This window comes from Aurantiacibacter sp. MUD11 (assembly GCF_026967575.1).
Taxonomy (GTDB): domain Bacteria; phylum Pseudomonadota; class Alphaproteobacteria; order Sphingomonadales; family Sphingomonadaceae; genus Alteraurantiacibacter.
Genome location: NZ_CP114054.1, coordinates 36,149 through 49,585, shown reverse-complemented (window position 1 = coordinate 49,585; position 13,437 = coordinate 36,149). Strand labels below are relative to the sequence as shown.

General features: G+C 64.9%; 10 protein-coding genes. 1 reads left to right on the top strand and 9 read right to left on the bottom strand.

Features of this window, described 5'->3' with window-relative positions:
* Nucleotides 1–34 precede the first annotated feature (34 nt).
* The 7 genes from OZN62_RS00225 to smpB form a co-directional block, all read right to left on the bottom strand.
* Entirely contained in the window at nucleotides 35–862 is an 828-nt protein-coding gene (locus tag OZN62_RS00225; RefSeq protein WP_269100588.1) for a class I SAM-dependent methyltransferase, read from the bottom strand.
* A 149-nt stretch (nucleotides 863–1,011) separates the two neighbouring features.
* A complete protein-coding gene (gene recA / locus OZN62_RS00220) occupies nucleotides 1,012–2,079 on the bottom strand; it encodes a recombinase RecA (protein ID WP_269100586.1) in 1,068 nt (355 codons plus the stop codon).
* Between the two features lie 156 nt (nucleotides 2,080–2,235).
* Nucleotides 2,236–3,846, bottom strand: a complete 1,611-nt coding sequence (locus OZN62_RS00215) for a DUF4139 domain-containing protein (RefSeq protein ID WP_269100584.1) — start codon at nucleotides 3,844–3,846, stop codon at nucleotides 2,236–2,238.
* Between the two features lie 11 nt (nucleotides 3,847–3,857).
* Entirely contained in the window at nucleotides 3,858–5,330 is a 1,473-nt protein-coding gene (locus OZN62_RS00210) for a DUF4139 domain-containing protein (protein ID WP_269100583.1), read from the bottom strand.
* Nucleotides 5,331–5,425: 95 nt separating this feature from the next.
* Nucleotides 5,426–7,894 carry a response regulator gene (locus OZN62_RS00205; protein WP_269100582.1) on the bottom strand — a complete coding sequence of 823 codons (2,469 nt, stop codon included), beginning with the start codon at nucleotides 7,892–7,894 and terminating at the stop codon, nucleotides 5,426–5,428.
* A 93-nt stretch (nucleotides 7,895–7,987) separates the two neighbouring features.
* Nucleotides 7,988–8,539: a DUF2062 domain-containing protein gene (locus OZN62_RS00200; protein ID WP_269100581.1), complete on the bottom strand. Its 552-nt coding sequence runs from the start codon at nucleotides 8,537–8,539 to the stop codon at nucleotides 7,988–7,990.
* Nucleotides 8,540–8,651: 112 nt separating this feature from the next.
* On the bottom strand, nucleotides 8,652–9,134 hold the full coding sequence (gene smpB, locus OZN62_RS00195) for an SsrA-binding protein SmpB (RefSeq protein ID WP_269100579.1): 483 nt from the start codon (nucleotides 9,132–9,134) through the stop codon (nucleotides 8,652–8,654).
* Nucleotides 9,135–9,325: 191 nt separating this feature from the next.
* Between smpB and OZN62_RS00190 the strand changes: the two genes are divergently transcribed.
* Nucleotides 9,326–11,197, top strand: a complete 1,872-nt coding sequence (locus OZN62_RS00190; RefSeq protein WP_269100578.1) for an alpha/beta hydrolase family protein — start codon at nucleotides 9,326–9,328, stop codon at nucleotides 11,195–11,197.
* A 23-nt stretch (nucleotides 11,198–11,220) separates the two neighbouring features.
* On the opposite strand, the gene OZN62_RS00185 is transcribed toward OZN62_RS00190, so the two are convergent.
* Together OZN62_RS00185 and dapA are read right to left on the bottom strand one after the other, a co-directional pair.
* Nucleotides 11,221–12,519, bottom strand: coding sequence for a hypothetical protein (locus OZN62_RS00185; protein ID WP_269100576.1), 1,299 nt, complete (start codon nucleotides 12,517–12,519; stop codon nucleotides 11,221–11,223).
* Entirely contained in the window at nucleotides 12,516–13,397 is an 882-nt protein-coding gene (gene dapA / locus OZN62_RS00180) for a 4-hydroxy-tetrahydrodipicolinate synthase (protein WP_269100575.1), read from the bottom strand. Before dapA ends, OZN62_RS00185 begins: the two co-directional genes overlap by 4 nt.
* Nucleotides 13,398–13,437 lie beyond the last annotated feature (40 nt).

Sequence of the window (13,437 nt, the reverse complement as noted above, 5' to 3'; positions counted from 1 at the left end):
CGCGATGCGCTTGTCGGCAAGCCGCCAATAGTCGCTATTCGCCTTTGCTCGCCGAAACGATCCAGGCCGCGGCGCGCAATGCGACAACGCCTTCGGTGCAATTGCGCTGGGCTAGGTCCCGCACACGGCCCAGGAAACGGTCCCGCGAAGCCTCGTCCATCTCGGCGGCGATGCGCGATGCAGGACCGATGCGGGAGAAGTAGGTCACGGCCTCGTCCACGGCGTTTTCGCCGACCCCGGCGATCATGGGGAAATCGAACGCCTCGAAAGCGATGTCGGACCAACCGCCGGCCCGCAGGATTGCCTCGACCCGATCACGATCACCAAAGGCGAAGGGGCCCGGCGCATCGGGTGCGGTCGGTGGCGGAGCTTCGGGCAACAGGCGCATGACCTCAGTGAAGAAGGGATTCTCCTTCACCGGCCGGAAGCAGGAAAAGATCAGGTTTGCGCCCGGGGCTGCCTGTCGGGCAAGGTTGGCGAAAGCAGCGGGAGGATCGTCGAAGAACATCACCCCATGCCGTGAGACGAGCAGCTGCGGGGCAGTCGTTTCATCGCCCTCCCAGACGGCGGCGTCGGACAAGACGAATTCGACATTGGCAAGGTTCTCTGCCCGCTGGCGAGCAACTTCGACCAACTGCGGCGATACATCGACACCCTTAACCTGCACGCGGGGCCGGCCGCGTGCGATAGCCATCGACAATTCTCCGGCACCGCACCCGACATCAAGCACGCGGTCGAAGGAATATTCGCGGGTGCGTTCGAGCAGGCGTTCGGTCAGGCGCGAGAAGCTCTGGTCGGTGCGGCGCCACTCGGCAGCCCAGGTATCACCGCTACGCCCCTGCCATTCGCTCTTGTCTACCATGCCGTTCCTCTTTCCTGCGGAAGAGAAGCGGTATCGCGGGCAGCCAGGTCATTCAATTCCCCAAATGCGAAGAAGCCGGCGTTGGTGGCTGGGGTTGCCACCGCGCCGGCTCCGGTTTCGCAAGGCCGTGGGTCCGGCCTTCTTGAGGATCAGTCTTCCGAGTCCGCGTCCGGACCCGTCATCATCTCCTCGGCGACCTCGTCGGTCTTACCGCGAATGGCGGCTTCCAACTTGTCGCAAACTTCGGGGTTTTCCTTGAGGAAGGTCTTGGCGTTTTCACGGCCCTGGCCGATCCGCACGCTGTCGTAGCTGAACCACGAGCCGGACTTCTCGACCACGCCGGCCTTCACGCCAAGGTCCAGGATCTCGCCGATCTTGGAAATGCCCTCGCCATACATGATGTCGAATTCGACCTGCTTGAACGGCGGGGCGACCTTGTTCTTCACCACCTTCACGCGGGTGGAGTTGCCGATCACCTCGTCCCGGTCCTTGATCTGGCCGGTGCGGCGAATGTCGAGGCGGACCGAAGCGTAGAACTTGAGGGCGTTACCACCGGTCGTCGTTTCCGGATTCCCGTACATGACGCCGATCTTCATGCGCAGCTGGTTGATGAAGATCACCATGCACTTGGAACGGTTGATCGAACCGGTCAGCTTGCGCAGCGACTGCGACATCAGGCGAGCCTGCAGGCCGACGTGGCTGTCGCCCATCTCGCCTTCGATCTCGGCGCGCGGCACCAGCGCGGCGACCGAGTCGACCACCAGCACGTCGATCGCGTTGGAGCGCACCAGCGTATCGGTGATTTCCAGCGCCTGCTCGCCCGTGTCGGGCTGCGACACCACCAGTTCGTCGATATCGACGCCCAGCTTCTTGGCATAGACCGGGTCCAGCGCGTGCTCGGCATCGACGAAGGCAGCGGTACCGCCGGCCTTTTGCGCCTCTGCGATCACGTGCAGCGCCAGCGTGGTCTTGCCCGAGCTTTCCGGACCGTAGACCTCGATCACGCGCCCCTTGGGCAGGCCGCCGATGCCCAGCGCAATGTCCAGGCCGAGCGAACCGGTGGAGATCGACTCCACGTTCATCGCTTCCTTCTGGCCCAGCTTCATCGCCGAGCCCTTGCCGAATGCGCGGTCAATCTGCGCGAGCGCTGCATCAAGCGCCTTCTGACGGTCCACGTTGGATTCCTTTTCTACGAGCTTGAGATTTGCACCTGCCATGACATGGCCTCCGTCAGCTTACTAGGGTCGTGTTCAACTCTTCAACAGCAGCAGGTGTACCCACTTTGTTCCATAAGAACAAGAGCGGAACAAAAATTTTGTAGGATCGACGGAATCCCGCGGAGTTCGGGCGGGTAAAGTGCTGGAAACCGATGCTTAATCGATAACTTCTCGTACCCGCCAACGCAGTTCCCGCGAACCGTTGGCCGGGACTTCGACCTCTATGATTCGCCGGCCGTTCCGCAAACGCTCGCGCACGCCGCGAAAGCGCCATTGCGACGGATAACCGATATTGAGACGCACGGTGACGGGGGACGGATTGGCGTTGCTCAGCTCCGCCACCACCTCGCGCCAGCGATTGCCAGGAGGATCGTCCGGATCGTTGCCTTGATAGCGACAGCGGGTGAAGACCTGCGCGCTTTCGCCAAGGTCGATGTCGACGTCCTGGCCATCCGCATAGTCGCGCAGGGTCTCCTCGCCGACCAGCAGTTCGCCTGCCGGACCGCGCTCGAAGATCGAAATCGTGCCGGATGGCAGCGCCCGACCCAGCCCGTGCTCCTCGTCGTTCACCGTCTCCAGCACCATGCTGGTAGGGTAGAAATCCTCGGTGCTGTCCCAAGGCGAACAATTGCCTTCGTACATCAGCACGCCCTCGACATCCTCTTCCCGCAGGAAGGCAATCTGCTTCAGGCCCTGCGCATTGACGTCGACCGGGACCGGCACGCGGTAGAGCTTGAGGTCACCCAGCTGCTCCTCACCAGCGATGACGGCCACCGGTGCAGCCGATTCCATCATCACCTGGGGCATGCGCGAGGCTGTCACCACGATGCGCGCCTCATCTGCGAAGGCAATGTCAGGCGCCGGAGGCGGCGGCGGTGGCGGGAGGATGTTGCGGATCGGCGAGCCTGCCGCCGTACTGCCGATGGGATAACAGGTCAGTCGCATGGGCCGCGCACGCGGCGGGTCGGCCAGATCCTCGAAATCGCTGGTGACGTTCAGCGTACCCGCCACCGCCATCAGTTCGGCGCGCTCGAAGCTCTGGCCATTGTCGTTGAGGATGGTGAGCCAGCTGGTGAGGTCGAACCGCACGTCGTCGCTGTCGCGCCCCTCGTGCAGCGTGGCGACGTAGCTGGCTTCCCAGTCGAAGCCCCAGGCGAGGTAGGACAGGGTGACGGTATAGGTACCGCCGGTGGCATCGCGGGTGTCGATGGAGAAGATCGGTTGCGAGGATAGGCCGTCGGGCACCTCGTCGAAGGTGAGTCGCTCGGGCAGGCCCGAACAGCGCACCGCCTCGTATCCGGCATCGGTCTGCAGGACGAGGCCGCCATCGGCGCGGGTACGGACGATAGCGCTCTCGCTTTCGGCCTCCCCCGTGCCGGGATTGGTGCGGGTGATGCGCACGCGGTTACCCAGGGTGCCATCGACCAGTGCCGCCGGGCTGAGCAGGTCGGCATTGCGGTTCTTCTCGATCGTCCCGCCGGGCAGTCCGGTGACGATGGCGGAGACGGCCACCATGCCTTCCGCCACGCCTTCGAAGCGGATGCGCGATTCCCCCGGCGGCAGGGTGACCGTGCGCGTCTCGCTGATCATGGCGAAACCCTGTGGCCAGTCGACCTCCATCTGCTGGCCCGGATAGCGGTCCGGATCGCGATAGACGGTGACTGCCAGGCTGGTCGGCTCGGACGCCTCGACCACGGCGCGCTGTTGCGCCTCGGCCGGCAGGGCCAGCGCCAGCAGCGGCAGGAGAAGGAAGGCCGGACGGGCCATCGCGCCCGCTCCTAGTACCGCGTCTCGTAAGTCACACGCACCACGCGCTCGCCATTGGCGGGCACGGTAATGCGATACAGGCGGCTGTCGTAGTTGACCTGCTCGCCCGGCACGTCCTCTGCGGTGATGCGGTAGTCGAGCGACCACCAGCCGCGGTTGAGGCCGCGCTGCGTGAGCTCCACCTCCACCGGCTCCGGCTTCGCGTTGGTGAGCGTGTAACGCATGGTGGTGCGATAGTAGGTCACCGCCCGGTCGACCTCGATGGTCCGCACCAGTTCGCCGTCCTCGTAGACACGGTATTGCGCGCTGCGGGCAAATTCGCCCGGCTGGATCCGCTCGCGCGTCTCGATTTCGGCCTGGGTGTAGATGTCGAAGGCATCGCCCGTACGCAGCGACAGCGTGCTGCCCATCGGCGTATGGCCGATGCCGTTCTCGCCGATGAACTGCGGATTGCCCTCGGCATCGCGCTGGTAGAAGCGCACCGTGCCGGCAGGCAGGGCATCGCCAAGTCCGCCCTCGCGGCTGGAGTTGAAGCTGATCGCGGTGGCGACCGGCGACGGGTCTTCCTGGTTGGTCAGCCAGCCGACGGTGGCGGAATAGACCCGGCGTGCCGGAACGCCCTGCACGTCGAGGAAGCTCACCTGCTTGGTCTGCGCGTTGGCAATCGTGGTGCGCCCGTCGATCGGGTAGAGATAGAAATCGCCCAGCCGTTCGCGGTCGGCCGTCTCGGTGCCGGGGCGCACAAGGTCGCGGCGCGGCTGCGAGTAGCCGGTGTTGGGATTGCCGGCGACCAGCAGCGTATCGGCGGCATGGAAAGTGGTGCCGGTATTGTTGGTCAGCGTGACCCAGCCCTGCATATCCACCGTGCCGTTGGCCTCGTCGAACAGCGCGACATAGTCGGAAGTCCAGCCGAGGCCGGGCGTCAGGTAGCGGATGCTGGCCGGGCGAGTGCCGGAACGGCTGGAATTGAGCGTGACGGAGAGCGTGGGCCGCGCGCGCAGGTTGGGCGGCACCTCGTCGAAGATCACGCGCACGGGCAGGCCGTCGTCGCGCAACACCTCGATCCGGTCGCCGATCCGCACCACCACGCCGCCTGCGGTGGAAAGCACTTCGGCCCGCTCGCGAGTCTCGATACCGGTGGCGGGATTGGTTCGCAGCAGGGTCACCGTCTGGCCGATGGCCTTTTCCATCAGCTTGGTCGGCGTGAGCAGGTCGAAGTCGAAGTTCTGCTCGACGATCGCGGTGTCCGCAGCGTTGAAACTGAGCGTGGCCGGGCGGATCATCGCCGAGACGTCAGGGAACTCGATACGGGTGGTGCCGCGCGGGATGTTCAGCTGGCGTACGTCTTGCACCAGCGACTGGCCGTTCTGGTAGATGGTGACGGAGACATCGCCCTGCGCGGTCTCCTCCGGCTGCTGGGCCGATGCGGGCAACGCCAGGGCACTGGCGGCGAGCAGCATGGCTGCGGTCTTGCGGAAAGTCATGGCGGCAGTCCCTCCCTCTGGATCAATCGATGTTATAAGGTATCACGACCTGTATCGGTCATGAATGCCCCGCATCCACCTGATTTGTCGGCAGGTTACCTGCGTTTGCCTGCGCCCACCAGCACTTCCGCGACCTTGTCCGCGATCTGTCGCACGCTGAACGGCTTGGCGATGAAATGCATGGCCTCGATGTCGATTTCGTCGCGCAGCTGGCTTTCGGCATAGCCGGACATGAACAGCACCGGCAGGCTGGGCGCCAGCTTGCGGATCTCGCGCGCCATAGCCGGGCCATCCATGCTGGGCATGACGACATCGGTCACCACCAGGTCGAACTGGTGCTCGCCGGACTTGACGATTTCCAGCCCCTCGTCGCCATCGCTGGCGGTGACGATGGTGTAACCTTGCCGCGCCAGAGCACGCTCGGCCACGGCGCGAACCATGTCCTCGTCCTCGACCAGCAGGATGGTCCCGCCACCCGACCAGTCGCGCGCCTCCTCCTCGGCTTCGGCACGCGCCAGTTCTTCCTCGGTCGCCTCGTGCACCGGCAGGTAGATTGTGAACCGTGCGCCCTTCACACTCCCGTCGGGCGCCTGGGCATTGCTGGCAAAGATGAATCCGCCCGACTGCTTGATGATGCCGTAGACGGTGGACAGGCCGAGGCCAGTGCCCTTGCCCTGCTCCTTGGTGGTGAAGAAGGGTTCGAAGATATTGCCGATCACGTTGGCGGGAATGCCGCCGCCGGTATCTTCCGCCACCAACACGGTATAGTCGCCAGCGGGGATGATTTCCGTGCCCATGCGGCGAATATCCTTCGCCTCCACCCGCCGGGTGGCGAAGGCCAGCGTTCCGGCCGCCCCTTCCCCACCGCCATTCGCCTGGATGGCGTCGCGGGCATTTACCGCCAGGTTGATGATCACCTGTTCCAGCTGGCGCGGGTCAGCGCGCACGGGGCCAAGGTTGCGGTCGTGCCGCACCTTCAGCGTGATCTTGGCGCCCAGCAGGCGCTTGAGCAGCTGGCCGACCTCGCTCAGCACGTCGGGCAGTTGCAGCACTTCGGGTTGCAGCGTCTGCTGGCGGCTGAAGGCGAGCAACTGCCGAGTCAGGCTGGCGGCGCGGTTGGAATTGGCCTTGATCTGCTGGATGTCGTCGTAATCGCTGTCGCCCGGCGTGTGCCGCAGCAGCATCAGGTCGCAATACCCGATGATGGCCGTCAGCACGTTGTTGAAGTCGTGCGCCACACCGCCCGCCAGCTGGCCGACCGCCTGCATCTTGGTGGCCTGCGCCACCTGCCGTTTCAGCCGTGCTTCCTCGGTCGTATCGGCAAGGCTCAGCAGTACCGCGGCTTCCCCTAGTCCGCGCACCCCGGCGAGGCCGAGGCTGACCGGCTCATCCGGCTCGGAGCGAAGGCGTACGGCGATGTCGCCGCTCGAGGCCGGACCTTGCCCGTAACGGCGCACGGCATCGGACATGGCCGTCTTGTCGCGCGGCACCACCAGGTCCGACGGATAGGGCGGCAGGTCGGCATTGGCGATGCCCGCCGCGCGGCGGAAGGCGGGGTTGGCGAAGAGGAAATGCCCGTCCCGGTCGGTGGTGGCGAGACCCAGCGGCAATTGCTCCAGCAATGCCTCCAGCTGGGCGGCCTGCCCCTTGTTCTCGCCGCGCCAGCCGCCAAGGCCGATGCCGCTGTCGATCAGCAACATGATGGAAGGCGACTCGGCAGCCGCCTTGCCCGGCACCACTTCGCTCTCGGCAAGGTCGGGATCGGCCAGCGGCACCTGCACCAGCGTTTGCGGCGTGCCCTTGCGGCCTTCGCGGGCGAAGAAGATCCGCTCGCGATCGTCGGAACGCAGCAGTTGCACGAATTCCTGTCCGGCGAGGCTGGCGTTCTCGTCCCCCAGGGCGCGTCGCGCCAAGGCAGGATTGGCGGCCTTGACCATGCCGTCGGGCGAAACCAGCGCCACGGCAACGCCTGCCGCGCCCAGCACTCGGCCGAACACCCCGGTGATGTGCGTGCCCACGCCTGCCAGCGGATTGCTGCGCGTGACCGGCGAGAACCGCCAGACGAGGTAATCGTCCCCGCGCCCCGCACGCACGACTTCGGCGTCCCACGACCGTTCCTCGTCGGCAATGGTGATGGAGCCGCCACCGGTGCCATCGCGCCAGGCGGCCCGGCCCAATCGGTTGAGGGCTTCCGCACTGGCGCCGTCCACAGGCAGGCGCGGCGGGGCGTTGCTCGATCCGAACCACAGCTCGAAGGCGGCATTGGCGCAGACCAGCCGGTTGGCACGATCGGTAATCGCCACGGCAAGGTCTGCCCGTTCGATGGCAGCGACCGTCACCGACCAGTCCGGCGCTTCGGGCTCCGCCTCGCGAACAGTTCCCACGCGCGCGCGCCCGGCGGCAAAGGCAATGAAGCCCAGCACTGTCAGTCCGCCGGCAAAGGCCAGCGTCACAGTCGTGTTGTCGGTGGCAAACTGGATCAGCGCAATGCTGGCGAGCACGGCCGCTGCCACGGCAATGACGTCCACCAGCCGACGCGATTCCTGCACCTGTCCAAAGCTCATGCGAAGGGCATTAGCAAAGCCGGGCCCGGTCCCCTAGGCGGCACGTTGCCCAATTACCCGAAAATCCACACGTCCGTTGGCTGTCGGGATAGCCTATTCGGCGGGATGGAGCAGCTTGGCCTTGGCCGGACGACGGCCCCACTTCCGCGCCACGACAAAGCGCCAGGCGAAGCCGGCAAAGAGGTAGCCCAGCGCAGAGCCGACCACCGCCAGCACCACGAAGCCGAAGGCGGTGACGCCGGCCAGTTCGGCCCATTGCGCCAGTTGCTGCACCCAGCCGCTGCGCACGCTCTCGCCAGCCATGCCGCCGGTTTCAGCGTCGATCTTCAGTACGAAGTGGCCCACCTTGTTGGCGGCCACGGCCCAGAAGGCGATGGTGAAGGGATTGGTTATCAGCGTGGTGACGGCAGCCAGCGGCAGGTTGGCGCGCGATGGCAGCGCCAGCACCACGGCCAGCAGTGTCTGCCCCAGCGGGATGATGAAGGCGGCGAACACGCCCAAGGCCACGCCGCGCGGGACGCTGCGGCGCGTGAATCGCCAGAGTTCGGACCGCTTGATCGTACCGGCGACCGGCGAGAGCCAGCGATTGCTCGCCATCTCGTCGCGCTTCGGCATTTTCGGCATCTTGGATGCCAGCCATGTCATCGCCGTTTCAATCATGGGGTGGCCCATACACCTTTCGTCGCCGCTTCACAGATAGGATTAGTCGAAGCGATGACAACCGACGCTTAACGGCAACATTTCGCCGCAAATATTTTTAGCGATTTTCCCGCAGCAAACGCGCCTTGTCGCGCTTCCAGTCGCGGTCCTTGATCGACTGGCGCTTGTCGTGCGCCTGCTTGCCCTTGGCCAGCGCCAGTTCCACCTTCGCGCGGCCCTTGCTGTTGAAGTAGATCGACAGCGGCACCAGCGTCATGCCCTTGCGCTCCACCGCGCCGAACAGCTTGTCGATTTCGCGGCTGTGCAGCAGCAACTTGCGCGGTCGCTTGGGCTCGTGATTGAAGCGGTTACCGTGGCTGAATTCGGGGATGTTGGCATTCACCAGCCACACCTGCCCATCACGCACCTCGGCATAGCTTTCGGCGATGCTCGCCTGCCCGCTGCGCAGCCCCTTCACCTCGGTGCCCTGGAGGGCGATCCCGGCTTCGAACTTGTCTTCGATGAAATAGTCGTGCCGCGCCTTGCGATTCTCGGCGACGACCTTCTGCTTGTCGAAAGTGGCGGGTTTGGGACGGGCCATAAGTGCGGCGGCATGTAGGGTGGGAGCGGCAAAAAGGCAAAGCCCAGTTGCATGACTTGTCATTCCCGCGTCATCAATCCAATGCTGGTAATAAGCCCTTGAAACCGGAGTTGTTCATGTTGAAATCGGCCGTGCGCGCCATCCTACCCGGACTGCTTTTTCTGTCCGCACCAGCCGCAATGGCGCAGGAAATGCCACCCCTCGATGTCTATGGCGGCTTGCCGACCGTGGCCGACGTGACCCTATCCGACAGTGGACGGCACATCGCGATCTTCGCCAATCTGGACGATGGCAGCCGCATCCTGGTTTATGATGGCAACTTGCAGCCGCAGCAGCAGATCAGCGCCGACGGCATCAAATTCCGCGATTTCCGCATGCTGGGTGATGAATTCCTGCTGATCTATTCCAGCACCACCGTCGACGTGTCCGGCTTCACCGCCGACCAGTATGAACTGACGCAGGCGCAGTTCATCCCGCTGGACGAGAACAGCACTGCGGGTGCGGTATTCGACGGAGTGCCCCGGCTCAACAATTCGGTGCACGGCATCCATGGCGTACGCAACGTCGATGGCGAGTGGCGCGGCTATTACGGCGCGCTGGAATACAAGCGGGAAACCAGCGGGTGGGTCTTCGATCACGGTCGCCCGCACCTGTACGAGTACGATTTCGCAGAAGCCGACCAACGTCGCATCGCGACTTCCGCTTCCGAAGGTAGTACGCGGGACTGGCTGGTGGACACCGATGGCAACGTCGCCGCAACGCTGGACCTCAACCTGCACACCGGAAACTGGACCATCCGCAACGCATCGCGTGACGAATTGGTCGACGGTTCCAGCCGCGTGGGCGCAGTCGGGCTGGTGGGACTTGGCGCGGACGGCGACACGCTGATCTACGCGCTGGAAGACGAAGCAGCCGGTGAAACCGAGTGGTACGAAGTGCCGCTTTCCGGTGGGCAACCCGTGCCCTTTCTTGCCGATGTAGAGGTGTCGCGGATCTACTGGGATCGCAACACGGGCAAGTTCCTCGGCTACCAGGAAGCCGATGGTGAAGAACGCCAGGTGTTTGTCGACCCGGAATTGCAGCAGCGCGCGCAGGACATCGTCAGCTCCTTCCCTGGGCAGAACGCCCGCATTGTCGAATGGAGCAACGCCTTGCAGCAGGCGATCGTGCACACGCAGGGTAATCGTGATTCCGGGACCTGGTACCTGATCGACCTGGCCGCCCAGCGGGCACTGCGGATCGGTGCCGATTACCCGCAAATCACCCCGGCCCAAGTGGGGGCGATCTCGACCGTCCCCTACACCGCGCAAGACGGCTTGGAGATGGTAGGAATTCTGACCCTGCCGCCGGGTCGGGAGGCCGAGGATCTGCCGGTAATCGTCTTGCCTCATGGCGGCCCGCACTCACATGACGGCACCGGATTCGACTGGTGGGCACAGGCCTTTGCCTCACGCGGATATGCCGTCTTCCAGCCCAATTTCCGCGGTTCCAGCGGCTATGGTGCAGATTTCGAACGCGCGGGCTACGGCGAATGGGGCCGCAAGATGCAGACCGATATCTCGGACGGCCTGGCCCATATTGCGGAGCAAGGCATCGTCGATCCTTCGCGCGCCTGCATCGTCGGGGCCAGCTATGGTGGCTATGCCGCCCTGGCAGGGGTGACCCTGCAGCAAGGACTCTACCGCTGCGCCGTATCCGTCGCCGGCGTCACCGATCTGGAGCGGTTGGCGGATACCGCCAATTACGAAAGCGGTGGCGGCGGCCCGCTGTTCCGGCGTTCCTATGAGCGCGAGCTTGGCCCGCGCAGTGGTTGGGACGCAATCTCGCCCCGCCAACAGGCAGCCAGTGCAGATGCGCCGATCCTGTTGATCCACGGACTTAATGACACGGTCGTTCCGTTCGACCAGAGCCGTGTGATGGCCGATGCGCTGGATGATGCCGACAAACCGTACCGGCTTGTCGAGTTGGAGGGCGAAGACCACTGGCTGTCGCTCGCCGAAACCCGCCAGCAGATGCTGCGAGAGGCAGTGGCATTCGTGGAGGAGCACAATCCGGCGGACTGACAGCCGCCGGATCGCCCCCTCGATTACATCAGATCTTCGGGCAGCGTCGGCGTATTCAGGATGCCGATGAAACGCTCCCAGCGGGCGTCGAGGTCGTCACCGGCGCGTTCCACGGCGGCACCGACGATCTCCTGCCCCAGCCCGTAGTTGATCACGTAGCTGCGATAGGTGTCCATGAAGCGCAGCGATTGTGTGGCACGCTCGCGGCTTTGCAGGCGATAACGCATCGAATTCTCGATCGCTTCCTCGCGCGTCATCGTGCCGTCGAGGTAGCCGGCGGCGATGGTGTAGTAGGCACCTGAAAGATCGCCCAGCGCCTCGCGCAGTTCGTAATAGGCCTCGAGCTCGCTGGCATCGATGCCGGCCATCGGGGCGAGCACGTCGCGCTCGTATTCCAGTTGCGAGTTGCCGGGGAATGCCAGCTTCACGCCATATTCGGCGCTGCCTTCGGAAATGATTGCGCGCGGGGAATAGAGCGGCAGCAGAGTGAATTCGACCTGCCCCAGCGCATTTACCCGGTCCCGCTCGATCAGCGTGGAATAGACGTGGTGGCCGGGGTAAGCCTCGTGGCAGCCGACATCCACCGCGCGGTCCAGCCGCGTCGGCAGGTCGGTGTTGATCTCGATTACCGAGTGATAGTCGCCCTGGTAATAGTTGAACCCGCCCCACGGCTTGTCGGTGACGAGGCTGAGGTTGAAGCTCTCGCTTTCGGGCAGCAGGATATGCGGCAGCGTGCGGGCGCGACATTCGGCAACGGCAGCGTCGATTACGTCGCGCAGGCGATCGTTGGGGATGACGAAGCGGTCCTGGAAGGCGTTGAGCCTTTCGTTGAGCGGCCCGTCGGCAGGCTCGCCCGGCACCAGTTCCTCGATCCGTGCAAGCACTGGCTCCAGCGTGGCCAGGTTGATCAGCTCGGGACGCACGCCGAACAGCCCCTCGGCCTCGTCCTGGAACGGGATTTCCTCGCCGCGCAGCATGCGCAGGCGGACCCGGGCACTGGCCAGCATGGCGCGCAGGTAGCGCACCCGTTCGGCCTCCAGCGTGCCGGGCTGCGTGGGCACCAGCGACAGCGCGCTGTCGAGCGCGACGACACGAGCCTCCAACATCGGTAGCGTAGTCTCGCCGTCAGCCGCCGCAGCTTGCGCCGCCAGCTCCTCCGGCCCGTAATAGGCATCGACATAGCCGGGGTCCTTCTCGCCGATGGCCAGCTGCACGGCGAGATACTGCCGCGCCAACTCATCCAGCGCAGGCGGTGCGGGATCGACAGTGGCGCAGGAGGTGAGAGCGAGTGCGGTGGTGGCCGCCAGCAGACGACGGATCACGCAGTCACCCCGGCAAATGCCATCGCCTCGTCCACGGCCTTCTTCGCTGCCTCCGAGCACGGCACGATCGGCAGGCGCACTTCGGGGCTGAACCAGTCGAACAGCTTGCTCAGTGCGTACTTGGCGGGTGCCGGGCTGGCGTCGGCGAACATCGCCTTGTGCAGCGGGTAGAGCTTCTCGTTCAGTTCGCGCGCCGTGGCGTAATCGCCGCTGGCCGCCGCCGCGTGGAATTCGGCGCAGAGCTTCGGCGCGACGTTGGCGGTTACCGAGATGCAGCCCGTCTGCCCCAGCGCATAGCCCGCCAGCACCAGCGGGTCGTCGCCCGAAAGCTGGCACAGGTTCGGTGCACCCATGCGCTGCGTGACGACGCGCGACAGGTCGCCGCTGGCATCCTTCAGGGCCACGATCTTGCCCGGGAAGCGGCGGTGCAGTTCGATCACCGTTTCGGGCAGGATATCCGTCACCGTGCGACCCGGCACGTTGTAGAGCACGATGGGCAGGTCGGCACGCTCGGCAAGGTAGCTGAAATGCGCCAGCAGCCCGGCCTGCGAGGGACGGTTGTAATAGGGTGCGACCAGCAACAGGGCATCGGCGCCGGCGGTCTGGGCTTCCTTGATGTGCCACAGCGCAGTCTGCGTATCGTTCGACCCCGCGCCGGCAATCACGGGGACGCGGCCAGCCGCCACTTCGGCGCAAACGGCGATCACCTTGTGGTGCTCGTCGTTGTCCAGCGTGGCGCTTTCGCCCGTCGTGCCGCAGGGCACCAAGGCACTGGTGCCATTGGCAATTTGCCAGTCGATGAACTTGCGATAGGCCGATTCGTCGAACTCGCCGCCTGCGAAGGGCGTTGCCAGCGCCGGTATCGAACCTGAGAACATTTGCGCGTCTCCCGCGTAGTTGTTGCAAAGCAAGGCGCTG

What these genes read in the sequence shown, in the direction of transcription:
- OZN62_RS00215 (WP_269100584.1), bottom strand. Translation starts at nt 3,846, where the DNA reads ATGGCCCGTCCGGCCTTCCTTCTCCTGCCGCTGCTGGCGCTGGCCCTG.
- OZN62_RS00200 (WP_269100581.1), bottom strand. Translation starts at nt 8,539, where the DNA reads ATGACATGGCTGGCATCCAAGATGCCGAAAATGCCGAAGCGCGACGAG.
- OZN62_RS00190 (WP_269100578.1), top strand. Translation starts at nt 9,326, where the DNA reads ATGCCACCCCTCGATGTCTATGGCGGCTTGCCGACCGTGGCCGACGTG.
- OZN62_RS00210 (WP_269100583.1), bottom strand. Translation starts at nt 5,330, where the DNA reads ATGACTTTCCGCAAGACCGCAGCCATGCTGCTCGCCGCCAGTGCCCTG.
- OZN62_RS00205 (WP_269100582.1), bottom strand. Translation starts at nt 7,894, where the DNA reads ATGAGCTTTGGACAGGTGCAGGAATCGCGTCGGCTGGTGGACGTCATT.
- OZN62_RS00225 (WP_269100588.1), bottom strand. Translation starts at nt 862, where the DNA reads ATGGTAGACAAGAGCGAATGGCAGGGGCGTAGCGGTGATACCTGGGCT.
- smpB (WP_269100579.1), bottom strand. Translation starts at nt 9,134, where the DNA reads ATGGCCCGTCCCAAACCCGCCACTTTCGACAAGCAGAAGGTCGTCGCC.
- recA (WP_269100586.1), bottom strand. Translation starts at nt 2,079, where the DNA reads ATGGCAGGTGCAAATCTCAAGCTCGTAGAAAAGGAATCCAACGTGGAC.
- dapA (WP_269100575.1), bottom strand. Translation starts at nt 13,397, where the DNA reads ATGTTCTCAGGTTCGATACCGGCGCTGGCAACGCCCTTCGCAGGCGGC.